General features: G+C 42.9%; 18 protein-coding genes and 1 tRNA gene. 7 read left to right on the top strand and 12 right to left on the bottom strand.

Annotated features, from left to right (window positions below):
• Positions 1 to 2: 2 nt before the first annotated feature.
• The 12 genes from CRENPOLYSF2_RS10280 to metG all read right to left on the bottom strand — a co-directional run bounded on the left by CRENPOLYSF2_RS10280 (position 3) and on the right by metG (position 13,833).
• The gene (locus CRENPOLYSF2_RS10280) at positions 3 to 1,175 is read right to left on the bottom strand and encodes a glycosyltransferase family 4 protein (protein WP_087143853.1); all 1,173 of its coding nucleotides are present in this window, start codon (positions 1,173 to 1,175) and stop codon (positions 3 to 5) included.
• 79 nt (positions 1,176 to 1,254) lie between these two features.
• Positions 1,255 to 2,334: a non-hydrolyzing UDP-N-acetylglucosamine 2-epimerase gene (gene wecB, locus CRENPOLYSF2_RS10275; protein WP_087143852.1), complete on the bottom strand. Its 1,080-nt coding sequence runs from the start codon at positions 2,332 to 2,334 to the stop codon at positions 1,255 to 1,257.
• A complete protein-coding gene (locus tag CRENPOLYSF2_RS10270) occupies positions 2,331 to 3,443 on the bottom strand; it encodes a glycosyltransferase (protein ID WP_087143851.1) in 1,113 nt (370 codons plus the stop codon). The genes wecB and CRENPOLYSF2_RS10270 overlap by 4 nt, the downstream gene beginning before the upstream one ends.
• Entirely contained in the window at positions 3,443 to 4,576 is a 1,134-nt protein-coding gene (locus tag CRENPOLYSF2_RS10265) for an O-antigen ligase family protein (RefSeq protein WP_176371094.1), read from the bottom strand. Before CRENPOLYSF2_RS10265 ends, CRENPOLYSF2_RS10270 begins: the two co-directional genes overlap by 1 nt.
• Positions 4,577 to 4,797: 221 nt before the next feature.
• Positions 4,798 to 6,048, bottom strand: a complete 1,251-nt coding sequence (locus CRENPOLYSF2_RS10260; RefSeq protein WP_087143849.1) for a glycosyltransferase — start codon at positions 6,046 to 6,048, stop codon at positions 4,798 to 4,800.
• Positions 6,049 to 6,654: 606 nt separating this feature from the next.
• The gene (locus CRENPOLYSF2_RS10255; protein ID WP_087143848.1) at positions 6,655 to 7,245 is read right to left on the bottom strand and encodes an acyltransferase; all 591 of its coding nucleotides are present in this window, start codon (positions 7,243 to 7,245) and stop codon (positions 6,655 to 6,657) included.
• 46 nt (positions 7,246 to 7,291) lie between these two features.
• Positions 7,292 to 8,752, bottom strand: coding sequence for a lipopolysaccharide biosynthesis protein (locus CRENPOLYSF2_RS10250; protein WP_087143847.1), 1,461 nt, complete (start codon positions 8,750 to 8,752; stop codon positions 7,292 to 7,294).
• 187 nt (positions 8,753 to 8,939) lie between these two features.
• A tRNA-Met gene (locus tag CRENPOLYSF2_RS10245) sits at positions 8,940 to 9,016 on the bottom strand.
• Positions 9,017 to 9,068: 52 nt separating this feature from the next.
• Entirely contained in the window at positions 9,069 to 10,160 is a 1,092-nt protein-coding gene (gene ychF / locus CRENPOLYSF2_RS10240) for a redox-regulated ATPase YchF (protein WP_087143846.1), read from the bottom strand.
• 103 nt (positions 10,161 to 10,263) lie between these two features.
• A complete protein-coding gene (locus CRENPOLYSF2_RS10235) occupies positions 10,264 to 10,686 on the bottom strand; it encodes a protein YgfX (RefSeq protein ID WP_087143845.1) in 423 nt (140 codons plus the stop codon).
• 30 nt (positions 10,687 to 10,716) lie between these two features.
• Complete coding sequence (locus CRENPOLYSF2_RS10230) at positions 10,717 to 11,730, bottom strand: Gfo/Idh/MocA family protein (protein ID WP_087143878.1); 1,014 nt, start codon at positions 11,728 to 11,730, stop codon at positions 10,717 to 10,719.
• Positions 11,731 to 11,805: 75 nt separating this feature from the next.
• Entirely contained in the window at positions 11,806 to 13,833 is a 2,028-nt protein-coding gene (metG, locus tag CRENPOLYSF2_RS10225; RefSeq protein ID WP_087143844.1) for a methionine--tRNA ligase, read from the bottom strand.
• A gap of 263 nt (positions 13,834 to 14,096) precedes the next feature.
• Here metG and CRENPOLYSF2_RS10220 point away from each other — a divergent pair, with 263 nt between their 5' ends.
• The 7 genes from CRENPOLYSF2_RS10220 (at position 14,097) to CRENPOLYSF2_RS10190 (ending at position 19,401) form a co-directional block, all read left to right on the top strand.
• The gene (locus CRENPOLYSF2_RS10220; RefSeq protein WP_087143843.1) at positions 14,097 to 14,654 is read left to right on the top strand and encodes a Uma2 family endonuclease; all 558 of its coding nucleotides are present in this window, start codon (positions 14,097 to 14,099) and stop codon (positions 14,652 to 14,654) included.
• A gap of 531 nt (positions 14,655 to 15,185) precedes the next feature.
• On the top strand, positions 15,186 to 15,866 hold the full coding sequence (locus CRENPOLYSF2_RS10215) for a tectonin domain-containing protein (RefSeq protein WP_087143842.1): 681 nt from the start codon (positions 15,186 to 15,188) through the stop codon (positions 15,864 to 15,866).
• A 162-nt stretch (positions 15,867 to 16,028) separates the two neighbouring features.
• The gene (gene apbC, locus CRENPOLYSF2_RS10210; RefSeq protein WP_087143841.1) at positions 16,029 to 17,120 is read left to right on the top strand and encodes an iron-sulfur cluster carrier protein ApbC; all 1,092 of its coding nucleotides are present in this window, start codon (positions 16,029 to 16,031) and stop codon (positions 17,118 to 17,120) included.
• Positions 17,121 to 17,152: 32 nt separating this feature from the next.
• A complete protein-coding gene (locus tag CRENPOLYSF2_RS10205; RefSeq protein WP_176371093.1) occupies positions 17,153 to 17,587 on the top strand; it encodes a DUF29 domain-containing protein in 435 nt (144 codons plus the stop codon).
• A gap of 8 nt (positions 17,588 to 17,595) precedes the next feature.
• The gene (locus CRENPOLYSF2_RS10200) at positions 17,596 to 18,705 is read left to right on the top strand and encodes an agmatine deiminase family protein (protein WP_087143840.1); all 1,110 of its coding nucleotides are present in this window, start codon (positions 17,596 to 17,598) and stop codon (positions 18,703 to 18,705) included.
• A 79-nt stretch (positions 18,706 to 18,784) separates the two neighbouring features.
• Positions 18,785 to 19,054: an AbrB/MazE/SpoVT family DNA-binding domain-containing protein gene (locus CRENPOLYSF2_RS10195; protein WP_087143839.1), complete on the top strand. Its 270-nt coding sequence runs from the start codon at positions 18,785 to 18,787 to the stop codon at positions 19,052 to 19,054.
• Entirely contained in the window at positions 19,054 to 19,401 is a 348-nt protein-coding gene (locus tag CRENPOLYSF2_RS10190; protein WP_087143838.1) for a type II toxin-antitoxin system PemK/MazF family toxin, read from the top strand. Before CRENPOLYSF2_RS10195 ends, CRENPOLYSF2_RS10190 begins: the two co-directional genes overlap by 1 nt.
• Positions 19,402 to 19,597 lie beyond the last annotated feature (196 nt).

The raw sequence follows: 19,597 nt of genomic DNA, 5'->3' as shown, positions 1-19,597 counted from the left end.
TCTCATAATAAGCTCACGATATCAGCAGCCATGCTACGCATAATGCTAACTCTGGAAAATTTTTTTATAAAATCAGCGCGGTTATGATAACCCAAAACTAAAGTCTCAAATACCTGTGCGGCTTCAGTAACATCACCTGGATGAAAAACGACAGCATTATCTATTTCGTGGCGGACGAAGTTTGCTGCATGACCAGAAACACCTGCCCAAATGGGCTTTCCCATTGCGGCATACTCAAATAACTTTGACGGTAACACTTTTTTAAATGCGTCATAATTGCTCAAATGTAAAAACAAAATATCCGCATTGTTATATTCTTGTAACAATTGTTCACGTTTAATCGGCGCGAGTAATTCAACGTTAGTGCAAGACAATGCCATTAAACGCTGTTCCAGTATTTTTTTTCGGCCACCATCGCCAATCAATCGAAACGTAAGTCGTCCTTCAAAATGTTTAGCTAACTCAGGTATCACGGTATGTAGACCCTGACCTTCGCCCATATTACCGGCATACGTTACGGTTAACGGCATGACATGCTGGCTGACACAAGTATCATGCTGCGGAATATTTATAAATTCTGGATCAATACCATTAGTGAAATATGAAAATTGCTGACCAGGGTAACGTTCTTCAAAATAGGTTTTAAAGCCTTCTGAGACTAAATTTACTTTACGAGCAGAACCAATTGTCCAGCGCTCTACTCGTGCGAAAAAAGCCACGATGAACCCGGCTTTTTTTCCAGGTAAAATTTCTTGCAGCGTATCAACAAAAATATCTCGGATATCCAGATATAACGGTATTTTTTTACAGCGCGCCACCAACGCACCCAGCGTAGCGGTCATTAATCGAGACGAGGTGGCACAAACCAGATCATAATCCTTACCACGCACCGCACGCAGCGCATAATAAGCAAAGGTGATAAAAGCCTTGGTTTGATCAACCATGCCACTTTTATGGTTAGGTAATTTAATACGCCGCACTGTCAATCGTGGCGATTCTTCAAGCTCAGCCGCGACATGACTAAAGCTATTATAGCGATTAGGCAGTGTGGTAATCACTTCAATATGTGCGCTTTCTGGTAATTGTTCAAGTAAGGCATTAATTAAAGCAGCAGCGCGAAATGACCCTGCGCACAAATCTGGCGTGTAATAAAAACTCAGCAAGACTATTTTCAAAATATAGTAACCATCTGTCTAAAAATACGTGCAAAATCTTTTAAAGCGTGAATATCAAATAGCAATTAATCGCGTATTTTTAAAAATTAACTAACTCCGAAACAATCCGTGCGCTGGCTTTGCCTTCGCCATAAAGATTGACATTAAAATCCTCTGTAAATTTTGCACTGTGATAGGCATTAAGGATAATCTCTTTATCAGCATCCACTAACACATTGTAACCGTGTTCAACCAATTCTACCCACTCCGTTTCGTCACGCAAGGTGATGCAAGGTTTGTGAAAAAAGAACGCTTCTTTTTGCAAGCCGCCACTGTCTGTCATCACCAAAGCACAGTGCTTTAAAAGATAGACCATATTTAAATAACCGAGCGGATTTAGTAAAATAATTTTAGAAGATATTTTTATATTTTCCATTTCAGCCAGTTTTTGCCGCGTTCTTGGGTGTAACGGTAAAATAATTTGACGCATTTCGGCGATTTGGTTTAATGCGGCGACAATACCGCTTAAGCGTTTAATATCATCAGTATTTTCTGCTCGGTGTAAGGTGCACAGTACAAAATCAGTCAGCTGGGTAAGCGGGTCTGGTTTTTGTGCTAAATCATGATAAAACAGAGCGCCATCTTGCATAACATCACCGGATAATACAACCTTTGCACCCCAGTGCTGAACACCTTCCGCCGCAAGATTTGCTAGCGCGACAGGCGTGGGACAAAAAAGCAAAGTACTGATGCGGTCAGCTAAAATACGGTTAATTTCTTCCGGCATCTTTGTATTAAAACTACGCAAACCCGCTTCTACATGGGCGATTTTGATATGCAGCTTGGCAGCAGCCAAAGCACCTGCGAGCGTGGAATTGGTGTCACCGTAAATCATCAGCCAGTCGGGTTTTTCTTGCAGCAAAATCGCTTCAATTTTCTCTAGCATTTGCCCTGTCATAGCACCGTGCGTATTACCACCGATACCCAGAAAATAGTCCGGTTTAGGGATCTGCATTTCCTCAAAAAATACATCACTCATATTGGCATCGTAGTGTTGCCCTGTATGAATAATAATTTCTTGAATATCTGCGCCTAAACTTTTTTGACGTTCAATCTCACGACTGACACTGCCGGCCTTAATAAATTGGGGTTTAGCGCCAAGAACAGTAATAATTTTCATGTGCGCGTTAGTAATTCTTGATAAATAGTTAGCATATGCGAAACATTCACCTGCCAGTCATATAAACGTTGTACGCGCTCACGTCCTGCACGCCCTAGCGTTTTTGATAAATTTTCATCCAGTATCAAACGCTCTATCGCAGCGGCGGTAGCAGCAACGTCTCGCGGCGCTACCACAATGCCAGTAACGCCATCTTCAACAACTTCGGGTAAGCCGCCCACATTGCTTACTACAACTGGTTTTTCGCAAGCACTGGCTTCTATAATAGCAACGCCAAAACTTTCGCGGTTAGACACCGACACCGAAACACTGAGCATATTATGATATTTAGGTACGTCATCATACGGTACACGGCCAGTAAAAATCACACAATCATCCAACGCTAATTCATGAGCCAGTGCTTTAAGACTTTGCTCCAATGAGCCACCGCCAACAATGAGCAAGTTTAACGGTAATTGCGGGTAACGGGTACGCACTAGATGGAAAGCCCGAATTAAATACTCAATGCCGTACATTTCTTCTAAGGCTTTTACCGTGCCGATGACAATAGCCTGTGGCGCAAACAACGAGGTAACGGGCATAGCTTTAAAAACGGTCAAATCAATACCAAACGGCGTTATTTCAATAGGTTTTGAGGTGTATTTCCAGGTTTCCTCTGCCATGACATGCGAAGTAGATAAAATTTTATCAGCGCGGCGCAAGTTAAATTTAAGCAACCAGCGATGCAAACAGGACGCATTAGGAAAATCAAATACATCACCGCCCCATACCGATAATACCAAGGGATGAAAGCCACTCAACGCACCCAATAAACCATAACTGGTGGCAAAATGCGCGTGTACAATATCGGGTTTAAAGTCTTTAATGGCTTGTTTAAGCATGGGCAGCGCCTGTAAATAACGCAATTTCTGATAACTGCCGTGCTTGGTTCGTATAATCTGGGTGTCAATACCCAATGAAATAAGCTTAACATTGGGGTAGTCCGCATAAGTATCTGGTGGACAAGCATTTAAACCAAACAAACACACCTCAACACCCGATGCCGCCAGTGAGCGCACCCACTTAATGGTGTGCGGATTCAGTGAAGCCGACAATAGCAAAACGCGCATTATGTTATTTCCATTGTGTTTTTATGTGGCAGAGATTCATTCTCAACAAACCACGCCATTGGATAGGGATTATACCAAAGATTGATTAAAGCCAATGCCATGCCAAACATAATCCACATAGGTAAATGGTATATAACAGAACTTGCCGAAATACAGGCCACACTAAAAATAGCAAAAGAAACCAACAAAGCCCCTGCCTGATATTTAAAAAAATCGGATGTCGTTGTTATATAAATAAAAAATAATTTAAAACACATTGTCAGATACCATGCAACAAAGCACAGGAAAAATCCCACACCTGATTCAACCAGTATCTCTATCCAAAAATTATGCATGGCAGAGATTTCACCTTCAGCACCATTACCGCCTTTGCTTTCCTGAACCGCTTGATTACCACCACCACCAACCCCAAGTCCACCGCTAGCGTACAGCGCATCCAGACCATTTTTTATTAAACCTTGTCTGATTGACACACTATTATCGTCTTTTTTACTGTCGTTACTGGCATAATCCATTAACACATCAGCCGTATACGCAAACTCCACAACCCGCATATTATCAGACCTTTTTAGTTTATCGATACTGGCGACCAATAAAAAAGAGGCCAGTATGCCAAACACAGCTAACACTAAAATGCGTCTAAAATCGGTGAGCGCCCAATACAAAACAATGCCAAAGACTGCGCCAATAAAAGCCCCGCGTGAGCCCGCCATAATAATAATCATCAATACCAGAGAAGTTCCCAGTATTTTAACCAGCAGACGAGGATAAAAAAGAAAAAAAGGTAAAATTGTTGCCATCACTACCGCCAAGTTGTTTGGATTGCCATGAAATGCAGTTGGCATATTTTTAAAATATGCCACAGTATCTGCTTCAAATAATTCAAAATCCGTTGCCTTTCTGTCAAATAGGGACGCATATTCTGAAAATGGCGAGGTCGGCAATCTAAAAGGAGTAAAAACTTCCAAAATGGCAATAACAACTTCTGCTAAAAAAACCCACTTGAGTGCATCATAGATCGATTGGTAGCTTTCTTCCGAAACAACACGCCCAACAATGACATAGACAATGGCAACACCAAGAATGATATAAACAAGATACTGCAACGTGTAGGACGGTTCAATTGACCACATCAAACCTAATGTATACCAACAAATCATCACTAAAAAAAAGTATGACGAAAGTATTTTGGGCTTGATAAAAAGTTGTTGTACACCACATAAATATAATATAACCGAAGTGCCGATTAGGAGCACCAGGCAAATATGAAACAAGTACATGTGTGAATAGCCACAACCAGATCCGAGCACCGCAGAGACCAAAAATAAATTAACCAGTGAATCCAATTGCCTTTTCATTGAATAAACAAGCTGTCAACGGCATTGATTTCAGCCTTCAATCGCTCATCCCATGACCATAATTTTGTAGCAGCGGTATTTTTTACGCCTTCAATAAGTTTTGCACGTAACTTATTGTCCTGAATGACATTAAACATATCTTTTGCCATTGCCGTTAAAAGAGTGTCATCTATATCGTAAATAAAACCATTGATGCCAGAACTTATCCAATCACCTGTATCGCCATTGTTAAGTGTAAATATAATTTTATTAGCAGATATCGCCTCAAGAAGTGGATTTCCGACGTTAGATGAATCATAGGTACTGATAAAATAATCCGCACACTCAAGATAATTTTTTACTACTGAATTTGAAACCGAACCCATAAAAAGAATATTCTCCGATAAACCTAAGTGTTTAGCCAAATCCTCAAGATTTTTTCTTTCCTGTCCCTCACCTAGAATCAAGCATTTAAATTTTTTTATGTTATGGCTATTTTTTAAAATAGAAAGTGTTTTTATCGTTTTATCAACACCTTTACAAGGAACGAGCCTAGAGACTGATATAAAAATGGGTTCTTCAGCTAATTGCAACGCATGCTTTATTTGTTGCACTTGCTCAGTTTCAGGCGTATGTCGATCCACCCCGTTTACCCAAAATTTTAAAGCACTTAAATTTCTTGATTTAATTTTTGTTAATATTTTATCTCCCTGCGTACCATCATTAGTCATGATACAGAGTTGAGAGGGTAACCAGAGTGCTAGAAATGTGTCGATATTGAAAAAAATTCGACGATATTGCTTAGCATTAAGCATTTCTTTTATATAAAAAACACCTTGGAACCTTGATATTTTCTTGGCATCTTGAGTCAACCTTAACAGCCTTAGCACATTCATTGCTAAAACGCCTTGCATTTCATAACCATAAACCACATCAACTTTTGTGGTTCGCAAGATTTTAGCGCCGTGCCACGCCAATTTAAATATAACCAATAAACTGATTAACCGTGTTAGCAGCAATAAAGGCACGCGCGAAGAAATGCGATCACGCAGCCCTTGCAATGGCCATTTAAAGCGATAGGCTTTTACGCCTGCACATTCAATGATATTTTCATAAAAATAATTGCCATGCCGTGACTCATCACGGCCAACGACATAATGTACATTCCAGCCAGCGTCAGCATAGGCTTCAGGGGTTTTTCTGATTACTTGTATGGATTTATCTTTAAAATCCAACGCGGAAAGAAACAATATGGTTTTTTTATTCATTTTTTAGCAGGTGGAATGACAGATTTTTTAAAGCCACAAGGGAGGTAAAAATTTTAAACTTGCACAGAAAAACTTATCATGTGCCAAGCTAGCATACAAAACAACAATACCAATCGATAAATTAATATTGAGCATTTTATGTTCTGCGTTTTATTTTAAAAAGTAGCTGAAATCAGCTATCAACTAAACTGGGATAAAATGTAAACTGGGTTGAGTATTATTATTTTTGTCGCGCTTTTAAGTTGATTTCTCTGAAAGCAATCATTTTTTTACTAAAACTGTTAGCTTCAGGCGCTTAAACCATCCCCATTAAATTTAAGTTATTTTTTGGCTTATTTCGACGCGTTAGCTGTGTCCTCGAGCATTTTTTTATAGCCCATATAACGATAAGTCTGGGTAAATCTAGCAACTTTAGTTGCGGTCAAATAACTTTGACCACTTTAGCAAGATTACTCGCTAACACGCAATAACCTCAACAAACGACTGATCAACCACCGCATATCGCAACCATGGTGTGATCACCTACTTGTATGGGCGCATCTGCGCTAGCAAAAATATAATTGCCCAATAAAGTATATCGGCAATAATAAATTTTCTTAAGCTGCGTCATACGCCTTCTGAATCGTTTAGTTTTTTGATGATTTTTGCAGGATTGCCGGCAATAAGCACATTACCTTCAGGAAAGCTTTTGGTGACCACAGATCCTGCCCCCACAACAGTGTGATCGCCCAGTATAACACCTGGCAAAATAACAGCATTCATGCCTATCCATGAATCTGCACCAATCACTACGTCTTTGCCGCGTTCGTGGGTTTTAAGATCCCCAATCCGGTGATTGGCAGTAATAATGCCAACGTTAGGTGCAATAAAGCAACCGCGCTTTAAGGTAATATGGCCACTAAAATTTTGAAAATATGTGCCTGGCGATTGAAAATTACCCAGATCATCGGGATGAAAAGTAATATTTTTTGGGTTGGAAATACAGGCGGTATACCCACATGGCCACGGGATATGGCGATTAAAACCCAGTATTTTTTGCCGCCAGATAGCACGTAAAACCCATCTTAAACCTATAAATGAATTATCAAAATGCCGACCTGTCAGGTATTTTCCATCATAAAAAAATTTTGCACCGCCTAGCAACACCGGCAAGATGAGTGCTTGATTAGCTTTAACTATGTTATGTAAATTAAACATTCCGTTGCTCCTTAAGCGTATCAACAGCCTCAAATAAGTAATTATTTTATAACGCCAATAATAACTGATAAAAAGATAGCAAGTATTTTTCAAAGTTATTAAAAATACTTATAACTGTCTGTGCAATAGAAAAATGCCCGCCATCCACCAGAAACCATAATAACGCCGCGTATTTTAAACACAGCGCTAAAACTATCGCTACTACTATTATCGGTACGGCGGCCTTTAACTCGTCATACAAACGCCGTACCGACACCTGAGAAATACGACAAAAAACCCCCAGACAAACCCAATAGAAAATAAAACCGGACAGCGCATAGCCTTCCGAAGCATATCCGTTAAATTGTACAGCACCCACGTACAGCAATGACACGCGCAGCATTAACCCAAACAACGTTAATACTAAAGCAGTGCGCTGATTAGCCGTAACGTGTAACGACATGGAAATAGGTGCAGCAAGAAATTGCAACACGAACCACGGGGTCATCCATGCCACCAGTTCACCGGCTCTTGCCCAGTGCAGACCAAACACAAAACCAAACACCGTGGGCGAAACAATGCCGATAAAAATCATCGGCCCAATGCCCACCTTAGCAAGCTTGCCAATGACATTGGCAGTAAAATCACCCAATGTGCCGTTTCTGTGCTCCTCTACCGCACGCGAAAAATACACTTGAGAAATGGATGCACCAATCAAGCTCATCGGCACTTGCATAACACGCATGGCCAGCATCAGGTAACCGGCTTCGGCATGGGTGGCCAAACTGGCAATTAAAATAATGGGGATTTGAATACCGGCTGAATTCGCTAAAGCTTCACACGCTGAATACTTAGGAAAGCGCGAATATTCACAAGCCACTGACTTTATCTGTGCATAACTGACATGTGCTAAAACCGCTTTATCGTCGTTGTAAGCACGTTTTGCTAAGCCTAAAACACCTGCACCATTGGTTACAATGTGCCCGACAATTAAACCTAACGCACCAAAACCGTACCAGCCCAAAGTGGCCTGCGTACTTACGCCGCAGAGCGCTTGTTCTATACGAGTACGGGCAATGCGAGTAAAGGCTTTTTTACGGGTTGCCCAAAACTGAAAAATCCCGTAACCACTGGTTGCCATAATAGCAATCGGCAATAACCACAGGTATTGCGCCAATAAAGGCGCTTGCATGAGCGTTGCGATTTCGGCAGAAAATAACGTGACCAGCACAATTGCCAATAGGCTTACCCCGCCCAGACACAGCACAGACAAGGCCAGTAGATTAGCGGCAATTTCATCACGTTCTGGTAAAGGAATAGCAATCTCATAGCGAAAACACGCGACAATTGAAATCATCCCGAACAACGCGACAAACACCGCCAGCACACCAAAATCAGCCGGAGAATAAAGCCGCGTCAATAACGGCAATGCCAATACATTAAGCGCTTGCGCCATTGCAGTACCGCCCACTAACGCCAATACGCTACGCGCAAAACTGCTGTTAAGTAGGGTTTTTAATGGTTGCATGCCGTGTCGATACAAAAATGTCCACAATAGGTTGTTAACTTACGCCGCTAAAACACAGGTTGAAATACGCCAACCTTATTTAACCAAAGCGTATTACATACCCAGATTTATAATGTTATTACTGATTGTGTGATTGTATACAAAAACTATAAAACGTGAGATAGATACAGTGTATTAATATCTAGAATGGTGGCGATGGGTGGATTTGAACCACCGACCCCGGGGTTATGAATCCCGTGCTCTAACCAACTGAGCTACATCGCCATAGACAGGCCTTTATGAAGAACCGGAATTATAAATAGCCACTCTTAATTTGTCAAACATTGAATCTAAAATGCATGACATCGCCATCTTTTACAATATAGTCTTTGCCTTCTAAACGCCACTTTCCGGCATCTTTTGCGCCTTGCTCACCTTTGTAACTTAAAAAATCTTGATAAGCGATAACTTCCGCACGAATAAAGCCGCGTTCAAAATCGGTGTGGATTACGCCGGCCGATTGCGGTGCGGTTGCACCCACCGGAATTGTCCATGCTCGAACTTCTTTAACACCGGCGGTAAAATAAGTCGCCAAGTTTAATAAGCTATAACCGGCTCTGACAACGCGATTTAACCCTGGCTCTGCAAGCCCCAAATCATCTAAAAATTCTTTCTTCTCATCATCATCTAACTGGGCAATTTCCGCTTCTATCGCGGCACAAATAGGCACAACCATCGCGCCTTCTTGTGCGGCATGGGCTTGTACTTTATCCAGCAAAGGATTATTTTCAAAGCCATCATCTTGCACATTAGCAATGTACATAACCGGTTTAATCGTCAACAAACACAAATCTCGCACCAGCAATTTTTCTTCATCGCTTAAATCTAACGCGCGTGCAGGCTGTCCTGCATCCAACTGGGTAAAAATACGTTCAAGTACAGATTTTTTCAGTAACTCGTCTTTATTACCCGATTTAGATAATTTGGTGGCGCGTAATAAGGCTTTTTCAACCGAAGCCATATCGGCTAATGCCAATTCAGTATTAATTACTTCTATATCAGAAATAGGGTCGATTTTTCCAGCAACGTGGATAACATTATCATCATCAAAACAACGTACCACATGCGCAATAGCATCGGTTTCGCGGATATTAGCCAAAAATTGATTCCCTAAACCCTCACCTTTAGACGCACCGGCCACTAAACCTGCAATATCAACAAACTCAATTGTGGTGGGCAAAATACGTTCTGGCTTCACAATTTCCGAAAGCGCCTCTAATCGGCTATCAGGTACGGGTACAACGCCAACATTTGGATCAATCGTGCAAAACGGGTAGTTTTCTGCCGCAATTTTCGCTTTAGTGAGCGCATTAAATAAGGTCGATTTGCCAACATTCGGTAAACCAACAATTCCGCAATACAATGCCATAGAGTTCTCTGGGTGACGTTCATGATAAAAAACAGGGGGCAGCGAGATTATTCAGCTGATTAAGGCGGTGGATTATACAAGTTATACCTGTAATCTAAAAAGTTCATTTTGTGCGTGTGATTTTTAATCGCACCACACATTGCCGAAAATCGTCATTTGTCAGTGCGTCATTAAATAAGGCTAAATAGCCTTTTTTCGCCGAGTTATAGCGAAAATGCAAAAAAATAGCAAAAGGTGTTAATACCGTTGAATCAAGAATCTGGATGGCTTCAAATTGGCCATTAACCAATATTTGCCAGCCGAAAAAATCGCTGTGCCGAATAGTCCAGCACTCATGGGCTAGACGTTTACTGATAAATAGATAATAACCCGCCACCGCCAAAGCCAAGCCAGTTTTAACAACAAGCGGCAAGGCATTTATCAAACACGCAATGACTGCAAGTATATGCACCACAACAAGACCGTACTTTAATCGCTGAGAAGGTACAATTGCCAGTGTCAACTGCGCTTGGATTTTTTTTGGCATCTGACTATCACTCTGTTTAACAGCAAGCGTTTACATTATCTCAATGCGTCGGCCTTGCGCCGATGATTGCATTGCAGCGACCAAAATTTTGCAATTGTCTTTAGCATCTTGTAATGACAGCGCGGGAGTTTTGCCGTTTAACACGCAATCACTAAAATGCTCAATTTCCAGTGTGAAATGGTTTTGTGCAACCATGCGTTCCTCAGCTTGCCGACCATCTTCTGTCCACCAAGAGATAACCGGCACATCACCAGGCAATTGCCAGACCACATGGCATTTTATGCCACCTTTCGTGCCGGTAATTTCGTATTCGCAGCGCCGTGCCCGTTCAAAACTGAAATCAAAATGTGCGAACTTTCCTGCACCGTAATCAATAATGCCAGAACTGCCCATATCTGCGCCGCTTTCGGTGTAGCTTGACATCATAGTTACCGCACTTGGCAACTGATCAAAAAACATTCTGGCAGAATGAATGGCATAACACCCAATATCCCATAACGCACCACCACCATTTTCAATATTTTCGGTCAATCGGTACATACGTGCTGGTCGCATCATAAACGAATAACTGGCGCGTACCGTGCGTATCTCGCCAATTAGACCGACACGTATCAAATCCAAAACCCGTTTATGTTGCGAATGAAAGCGATACATAAAGCCTTCCATCACCGTTACATTATGCTGTTTGGCAGCGGCTTCTATTGCATCAATATCCGCAACCGACAGCGCCATCGGCTTTTCACACAAAACGTGCTTGCCTTTGGCAATCGCTTTTAATGTCCATTCAGCGTGTTCATGATTACCCAACGGCAAGTAAACCGCATCGACATCCGCATCGTCCAGCAAAGCGTCGAGATTGTCGTAAGTACAAACGTTTTGGGATTGCGGGGCATATTTAGCTAAAGTTTCAGCCGCAGCGCCTGGCCGACGACTGGCGATAGCCACTAACACGGAATTGCTGGCTTCTACAATAGCAGGCAATAAACGCTCGTTAACCCGCGCCGCACCCAAAATACCCCAACGCAATTTTTTATCTTGATTCATGGCTGTACCCGTTTCCATTTAATTATTGGTATCACTATAAATTTTCGTGACTTTCGTGGACAATACTTATAAAAATCAATTAACGCGCAAACCAGCTACTGCACCCGCATCAGGGCTTAACAACCAAATATCTTTTTCACCAGGCCCTGCCGCCAACACCATACCTTCTGATAGTCCAAAGCGCATTTTACGCGGCGCTAAATTGGCCACCACCAAGGTCAATTTACCCTCCAAATCAGCCGGTTCATACGCCGAACGAATACCCGATAAAATATTACGGGTTTCATCGCCAATATCCACGGTCAGTTGCAACAACTTATCGGAGCCTTCCACGTAACTGGCTTTAACAATCTTGGCAAGTCTCAAATCCAGCTTGGCAAAATCGTTAAATTCAATCGTCGGCGCTATCGGCTCAAAGCGCTTTTCAACAGCCGCGTGCTTATCCACAGTTTTTTCCAGGCTTTCTTTAGAATCTTCGATAATTGCCGCAATTTTGTCGGCTTCAACACGGATCATGAGCGGTGTAAAATCGTTAAGCGTGTGATTCAACAACGGCTGTAGCTCCGCTACCCAACCGGTTATTTCTGCATTTAAAAACAATTCGGCACCGGCTGCCAAACGTGGCGTAACCGGTTTTAAATACACCGCCAACAAACGGAACAAGTTGATGCCCATTGTGCAGACATCCTGTAATTCGGCATCCCTGCCCTGTTCTTTGGCTATCAACCAAGGTTTTTTCTCATCAATATACTGGTTGGCTTTATCGGCCAACGCCATGATCTCACGCATAGCCTTGCCGAATTCACGGGTTTCATAAAGCTCGGCGATTTGCACGTTAGCATTAACAAAGTCTTGGAATAAAGTCGGCTCAGAACAGGTCGCCGACAATTGGTTGGCAAAACGTTTAGCGATAAAGCCACTGCATCGGCTGGCAATATTCACGACTTTGCCGACCAAATCGGAATTAACCCGCTGGCTGAAATCGTCAAAATTAAGGTCGATGTCATCCACGCCCGCACTCAGCTTAGCGGCGAAATAATAGCGCAGGTATTCAGGGTTTAAATGATCCAGATAAGTACGTGCTTTAATAAACGTGCCGCGTGACTTGGACATTTTCTCGCCGTTCACCGTTAAAAAGCCATGTGCAAAAACCGCACTGGGTGTTCTAAAATCAGCACCTTGTAACATCGCTGGCCAAAATAAAGCGTGGAAGTAAATAATGTCTTTACCGATAAAATGGTATAGCTCAGCCGTACTGTCTTTCGCCCAGAAGCTGTCAAAATCCAGTCCCTGCCTATCGCACAGATTTTTAAAGCTGGCCATGTAACCTATCGGCGCATCCAGCCACACGTAAAAATATTTGCCCGGTGCATCAGGAATTTCAAAGCCAAAATACGGCGCATCGCGGGAAATATCCCATTGTTGCAAACCACCGTCCAGCCATTCACCCATTTTGTTGCGTACTTCGGGCTGCAAATGGCCAGTTGCGGTCGTCCAGTCTCTGAGCATCTCAGTAAAATCGGCCAAATTGAAAAAGTAATGTACCGAATCTTTCTCAACCGGCTTTGCACCAGAAATAGCCGATACCGCATTTTTTAATTCAGTCGGCGAATAAGTCGCACCGCACACTTCACAACCATCACCGTATTGATCCAACGCCCCACACTTGGGACATTCGCCTTTGATAAAACGATCCGACAAAAACATGTTTTTAACCGGATCATACGCCTGGGTAATAGTGCGTGAGCTAATATGCCCTGCATCGCGCAAACGTTGGTAGATTAATGCCGAAAAATCTTTGTTTTCTGGTGAATGCGTGCTGTGGTAATTGTCGAAGGCCACATCAAAGGCGGTGAAATCAGCCAGATGCTCTTTGCCCACCTGGGCGATCAAGTCTTCTGGACTAATGCCCAAGCTATCGGCTTTTAACATGATGGGCGTGCCGTGAGTGTCGTCGGCACAGACAAAGTGGCATTGGTGGCCGCGTTGTTTTTGAAAGCGTACCCAAATATCGGTCTGGATGTATTCGACCAAATGGCCAAGGTGGATGGGGCCGTTGGCATACGGCAAGGCGCTGGTGACGAGTATCTTTCTGTTGGACATAATAGCGATTATTGGCAATAAAAAATGTGGCTATTATGGCATAGACGATCGGTTACCGCCTTAGCCATGATGGCAAGTGTTCAATGGCTTGCTCATATACTATGCTGTGGCAATACAGGCAAAGAAGAGAACTCAATAACTAATAGAACGGCTATTGGTTTAAACATTACAATATCGAGTCTTAATGCGCTAAACAAGCGCTTGTTGTTAGGCTTGTTTTTGGCATAGAATTCTATCTTTAACCTAATGCAGTGAAGTGACCTATGGCTTATGCAGCGATTGTTGACCCCATGACAGCTGATGACTTTTTGAAATGGGAGGCTGAGCAGACTGAAAGACACGAATTTATTGATGGCGGAATCTTTGCGATGGTTGGGGTAACGCGCCAACACGCAACAGTGGCAGGTAATGTATTTGCACTACTTAAGCAGCATCTTAAAGCCACCCCGTGCCGTGTTTACATGGCCGACATGAAAGTAAAACTGCAAACAGTCAATACGTTTTTTTACCCTGATGTGTTTGTCACTTGTTCAGAAAAAGACCACCAAGCTGAGCTGTTTATGTCTGAGCCCCGTTTGATTGTTGAGGTGTTATCGGAGTCAACCGAAGCCTATGACCGTGGGGATAAGTTTGAGAAATATCGGCAGTTTGCGTCATTGCAGGAATATGTACTGATTAACCCGATTAAACGCAAAGTGGATAGCTTTCGCCTGGATAAAACGGGCCATTGGGTATTGTATGAATTTATTGGCCATGCGCCGATTGAATTTAGCAGTGTTGATCTGTTGCTAGACAGTGCGGTACTTTATGAAGATGTTTGAGGGTAACGGGATTCAGAAATAAATGGAGTAGGCATCAGAGCTGGGCTGCTGCCCCACAATTTAACACTTGCACAGTCATAAGCCTGCCTCAATGTAGATACTATTGTTGATACAGTAGAAATGTATAACCAACTTGGCTTTAGGACAGAAGAACCTTGGCTTTATGTCAAGGTAATAATACCTTCTTAACATGTGAGCTATTTCACAGACTTTGTATCAAAGTAATGTTAGAATCAAAGCATCTTCAATATCAATGTTGCTAATAACAATACCTTCGCTAGTTTTGGTCTAAATTCGATGAAGGTCAGCTTAGGCGGATATAGTAAAATCAAGAGCTTGGATATTTCTGAGGCCTCTTTCAACTGATTCTATCCGTTTGACGAAGGGTGTTGTAATAACGCTGTCTTTATTGAAGAATATTGGAGTCTTTTATAAGTTAACTAAGTTTTATATTTTGTTTTTCTATAGTGACTTTTAATCTCTCCCCCTCGCGTTGCTTTAATTATTCTCAGTATTCTGAGGAGGTAAAAAGTGTTTAAATTAATCAAAATCAACATTGCTTTGGCCATTCTTTTATTTATGTCATCATCCGCTTTCGGGTGGGTACAAACACCAGGAGCTGCTAGAGATGTAACAGATGGCTGGGTGATTGGAACGGGTACTGTAAGTGGGGGTTATAAGATCTACCGCTGGAATGGGGCGGGGTGGAGTCAAATGCCGGGTGGCGCGGTGCGCATTGGCGGCACTTACAACACCCCGTGGGTTGTCAATAATCTAAATCAAATCTACCGCTGGAATGGTTCAGGTTGGCAATCAATACCTGGCGCTGCCAAAGATGTGGCCGATGGCTGGGTACTTGGAACAGATACAACAGGCGGTGGCTACGGCATCTACCGTTGGAATGGAACAAGCTGGAACCACATGCCGGGTGGTGCGGTGCGTATTGGCGGCACTTACAGCACCCCGTGGGTTGTCAATAATCTAAATCAAATCTACCGCTGGAATGGTTCAGGTTGGCAACTGATGCCTGGTGCTGGCAAAGATATTGCCGATGGCTGGGTAATTGGAACAGGTGCTGAAAGTGGGGGTTATGGCATCTACCGTTGGAATGGAACGGGATGGACTAAAATTCCTGGTGGTGCTACGAGTATCGGAACCGCTGGCGGCACTCCATGGATTGTTAACAGCACCAAGAAAATTTATCGTTATTAGTTAAGGTGTAGGGTTGGTTGGGTTGCTTTATTAGCAACCCAACCAATAATAAACGCACATACCATTCATTAAGATTACCATTGCCAAACCGCCCACGCAGCAAAATTCCTGTAGAATAACGCCATCTAAAAAGCAGCGACTAACAGGTTTATTTAAGCAAACATGGCACACTTCGAAAAATCCCAAATAGAAAACCTCCTCAAATCCGTTATCGACCCAAATCATGGTTTAGACTTGGTCTCAGCAAAATCCGTTAAAGCGATTACCCTTGATGGTGCAAACGTCAGCGTGCGCCTGGAACTGGGCTACCCCGCCAACAGCACTATTGAGGCATTAACCGAAGCCGTTAAACAACAGTTGAAAACACTGCCAGATATTGGCAGTGTGTTTGTCGATATTAACGTTAAGATACTGTCCCACGCTGTGCAGCAAGCCTTAAAACCGCAGCCGAATGTAAAGAACATTATTGCTGTGGCCTCCGGCAAAGGCGGTGTCGGCAAATCGACTACGGCGGTGAATATTGCCCTGGCACTGATGGCAGAAGGTGCCACCGTAGGTATTCTGGATGCCGACATTTACGGCCCCAGTATCCCGACCATGTTGGGTATCAGCAATTACCCCACCAGTTTGGACAAAAAAACCATGATGCCCAATATGGCGCATGGCCTGCAAACCATGTCGATTGGTTATATGGTTCCGGCTGAACAGGCGATGATTTGGCGCGGCCCGATGGTCACTAATGCCTTGCTGCAATTGCTCAAGGAAACCAACTGGAGCGATGTCGATTACCTGATTATCGACTTGCCGCCCGGCACCGGTGATATTCAATTAACCTTGTCGCAACAAATTCCCGTCAGTGGTGCGATTATCGTCACCACCCCACAAGATATTGCCCTGATTGACGCACAACGCGGTTTGGCGATGTTCCAGAAAGTCAACGTGCCGGTATTGGGTATCGTAGAAAACATGAGCCTGCATATTTGCAGCAACTGCGGCCATGAAGAGGCTATTTTTGGTTCTGGCGGCGGTGCAGCAATGGCTGAGATTAACAAGGTTGAACTGTTAGGTTCGTTGCCATTGGATAGATCGATTCGTGAATATGCGGATTCTGGTGTGCCAACTGTAATCGCTGATCCTGATAGCCGTGCGGCGCAGATTTATAAGGAAATTGCACGTAAGACGGCGGCAAAATTAGCATTAAGGGCTAAGGATTTTACGACTAGATTCCCTACTATTGTGGTGCAGAATACCTAAAATATTTCTCTTGAAATCAAGTGGAGATTGTTATGAATTGGCAAGAACTCTCAGCGACATCGCATTATAAAACCGCGATTGCTATTCATCATGAATTACAACAAGGCCATCAAGAAGAGGCCAATAAAGGCTTACAGGCGTTAATAAACGCTTTGTCACGTTCAGAAAAACGGGTCTTAAAAAGCCAACTCATTCGATTAATGAAGCACATTATTAAATGGCAAACGCAGCCGGATTACCGTACAAGAAGCTGGATAGCCAGCATTCATAATGCCCGAGTTGAAATTAAAGATATTCAAGAAGAAACACCCAGCTTGAGTAATAAAATTATCGAGCAATTGTGGAATGATTGTTTAGCGTCAGCGATTGTAGAAGCTGAGGATGAAATGCGGCAGGATACAAAAATCGAAGCATTATCCTGGCAAGCCATTTTTGAACATAGCTATTGTTTAAACGAAAAAACATAAGAGCCTTCATGATCACAAGAAGAAAATTCGTGCAGACCAGCCTTTTACTGTCAGGGGGTTTATTGATTCGCCCAACTAGCGCTGCGACATCGTTAACATCAGCATCAACTGCAAATGACTGGTTTATGCCCGACGAATCTGAACCTCATACGCGAACATGGATGGCGTTTGGTGCCAGCCAAGCAATATGGGGCAAAAAACTGTTACCCGAAGTACAGCGTAATTTAGCTTTAATTGCACGCACTATCGCGCAATTTGAGCCGGTTTCTATGCTGGTCAGAAAAAGCGATTATGCACTGGCACGTAAGTTAGTGGGGGCATCGGTCACTCTTGTTATCGCACCTATGGACGATTTATGGATGCGTGATACAGGCGCGGTATTCGTCGTTACCGAAAAAGGTGATAAAGCGGCCATCAAATTCAATTTTAACGGTTGGGGCAACAAACAAGAACACACACAAGATATGCACATCGCCAGCTTTGTAGCCACACAAGCAGCGACCAAAATACTATCGACTAAATTGGTATTGGAAGGCGGCGGTATTGAGGTTGATGGCCAAGGTACCGCCATTATTACTGAAAGTTGTGTGCTCAATGCAAACCGTAATCCTGGTATTTCTAAAGTCAGCTGCGAAGCAGAGTTAAAACGCTTACTGGGTTTAGAAAAAATCATCTGGTTACCCGGCATTAAAGGCAAGGATATTACCGATGGCCATACAGATTTTTATGCACGCTTTGCTAAACCTGGCGTTGTAGTCGCGGGTTATGATGCAGATCCGCAATCTTTTGACCACGCCGTCACTAAAAAGCACCTTAACATCTTAAAAACCGCCACCGATGCTAACGGAAAACGCTTACACGTTGTAGTCATTGAAGGTCCAGCCACCATACGCCCAACGTATGAATCTAATGATTTTGCGGCGGGCTATATCAATTTTTACGTTTGTAACGGTGCAGTTATTGCGCCTGAATTTGGCGATAAAAAAGCAGATAATGCTGCCAAAACCAAATTGCAAACCTTATTCCCTAACCGAAAAATTGTACAGCTTAATATTGACGGCATTGCGGCGGGTGGCGGCGGTATTCATTGCACCACACAACAAGAGCCCAAAATTTAACAGACTGCTCACAAAACCTGTGTTTGATTGCAGCATAAAATTATACTAAAATGTAACTTTTACACAGGAAGTCTCTATTATGCCTACTGCAACGCTCCGTACTGTAGGTGGCTCGGTTGTTATGGCCATACCTAAACGATTGCTTGAATTGGTTCAGTTACAGGCCGGTTCTAAAGTTGAAATCCATGTTGAGCAAGGCCGCCTAGTCGTGATTCCGCAAACCAAAAAACGCTATACACTGGCCGAACTGGTCGCACAATGCGATCCATCGATACCTTTATCGACAGACGAACAAGACTGGCTTGACAGCTCTGCCTGTGGACTTGAATACGGCGCAGAAAAACACTGATGCGTATTCCAGCGCGAGGCGAAATATGGCTGGTTAATCTCAATCCGACCATAGGACAGGAACAACAAGGTACACGTCCCATTTTTGTGGTCTCAGAGCGGGAATTTAACAGCTTAGGTCTGTGTGTTATTTGTCCTATCACGCAAGGTGGACAACCATCACGCAACGCAGGTTTTGCTGTTTCCTTGCTAGGCATGAGTACTAAAACACAAGGTGTTGTGATGTGCAATCAACCAAGAACACTGGATATAAAAGCACGTAACGGCCACTTTGTTGAAAACTCGCCGGATTATCTTATTGATGAGGTAATGGCGCGTTTGCAGCCTATTTTTGAACACGGTATTTAAGAACCATTTAAGATTTAAGAAAGACTCTATGCTCTCAATATTTAGCCACAATTTAGCGTAAGCGTCTCAGAATTAAAGAAAGTTCCAAAGGAAATTGGCCCGTAAGACGGCGGCTAAATTGGCGTTAAGGGCTAAGGATTTTACGACGTGTTTTCCTAATATTGTCGTACAAAATACCTAAATAACCATAGGAATA

Origin of the sequence: Crenothrix polyspora, assembly GCF_900163755.1 — a bacterium.
Lineage (GTDB): Bacteria > Pseudomonadota > Gammaproteobacteria > Methylococcales > Methylomonadaceae > Crenothrix > Crenothrix polyspora.
Note: the sequence above shows the minus strand (reverse complement) of the source record. Positions and strands in the feature narration are given on the sequence as shown.

What these genes read in the sequence shown, in the direction of transcription:
- wecB (WP_087143852.1), bottom strand. Translation starts at nt 2,334, where the DNA reads ATGAAAATTATTACTGTTCTTGGCGCTAAACCCCAATTTATTAAGGCC.
- CRENPOLYSF2_RS10270 (WP_087143851.1), bottom strand. Translation starts at nt 3,443, where the DNA reads ATGCGCGTTTTGCTATTGTCGGCTTCACTGAATCCGCACACCATTAAG.
- CRENPOLYSF2_RS10265 (WP_176371094.1), bottom strand. Translation starts at nt 4,576, where the DNA reads ATGTGGTCAATTGAACCGTCCTACACGTTGCAGTATCTTGTTTATATC.
- CRENPOLYSF2_RS10260 (WP_087143849.1), bottom strand. Translation starts at nt 6,048, where the DNA reads ATGAATAAAAAAACCATATTGTTTCTTTCCGCGTTGGATTTTAAAGAT.
- CRENPOLYSF2_RS10255 (WP_087143848.1), bottom strand. Translation starts at nt 7,245, where the DNA reads ATGTTTAATTTACATAACATAGTTAAAGCTAATCAAGCACTCATCTTG.
- CRENPOLYSF2_RS10250 (WP_087143847.1), bottom strand. Translation starts at nt 8,752, where the DNA reads ATGCAACCATTAAAAACCCTACTTAACAGCAGTTTTGCGCGTAGCGTA.
- ychF (WP_087143846.1), bottom strand. Translation starts at nt 10,160, where the DNA reads ATGGCATTGTATTGCGGAATTGTTGGTTTACCGAATGTTGGCAAATCG.
- CRENPOLYSF2_RS10235 (WP_087143845.1), bottom strand. Translation starts at nt 10,686, where the DNA reads ATGCCAAAAAAAATCCAAGCGCAGTTGACACTGGCAATTGTACCTTCT.
- CRENPOLYSF2_RS10230 (WP_087143878.1), bottom strand. Translation starts at nt 11,730, where the DNA reads ATGAATCAAGATAAAAAATTGCGTTGGGGTATTTTGGGTGCGGCGCGG.
- metG (WP_087143844.1), bottom strand. Translation starts at nt 13,833, where the DNA reads ATGTCCAACAGAAAGATACTCGTCACCAGCGCCTTGCCGTATGCCAAC.
- CRENPOLYSF2_RS10220 (WP_087143843.1), top strand. Translation starts at nt 14,097, where the DNA reads ATGGCTTATGCAGCGATTGTTGACCCCATGACAGCTGATGACTTTTTG.
- apbC (WP_087143841.1), top strand. Translation starts at nt 16,029, where the DNA reads ATGGCACACTTCGAAAAATCCCAAATAGAAAACCTCCTCAAATCCGTT.
- CRENPOLYSF2_RS10205 (WP_176371093.1), top strand. Translation starts at nt 17,153, where the DNA reads ATGAATTGGCAAGAACTCTCAGCGACATCGCATTATAAAACCGCGATT.
- CRENPOLYSF2_RS10200 (WP_087143840.1), top strand. Translation starts at nt 17,596, where the DNA reads ATGATCACAAGAAGAAAATTCGTGCAGACCAGCCTTTTACTGTCAGGG.
- CRENPOLYSF2_RS10195 (WP_087143839.1), top strand. Translation starts at nt 18,785, where the DNA reads ATGCCTACTGCAACGCTCCGTACTGTAGGTGGCTCGGTTGTTATGGCC.
- CRENPOLYSF2_RS10190 (WP_087143838.1), top strand. Translation starts at nt 19,054, where the DNA reads ATGCGTATTCCAGCGCGAGGCGAAATATGGCTGGTTAATCTCAATCCG.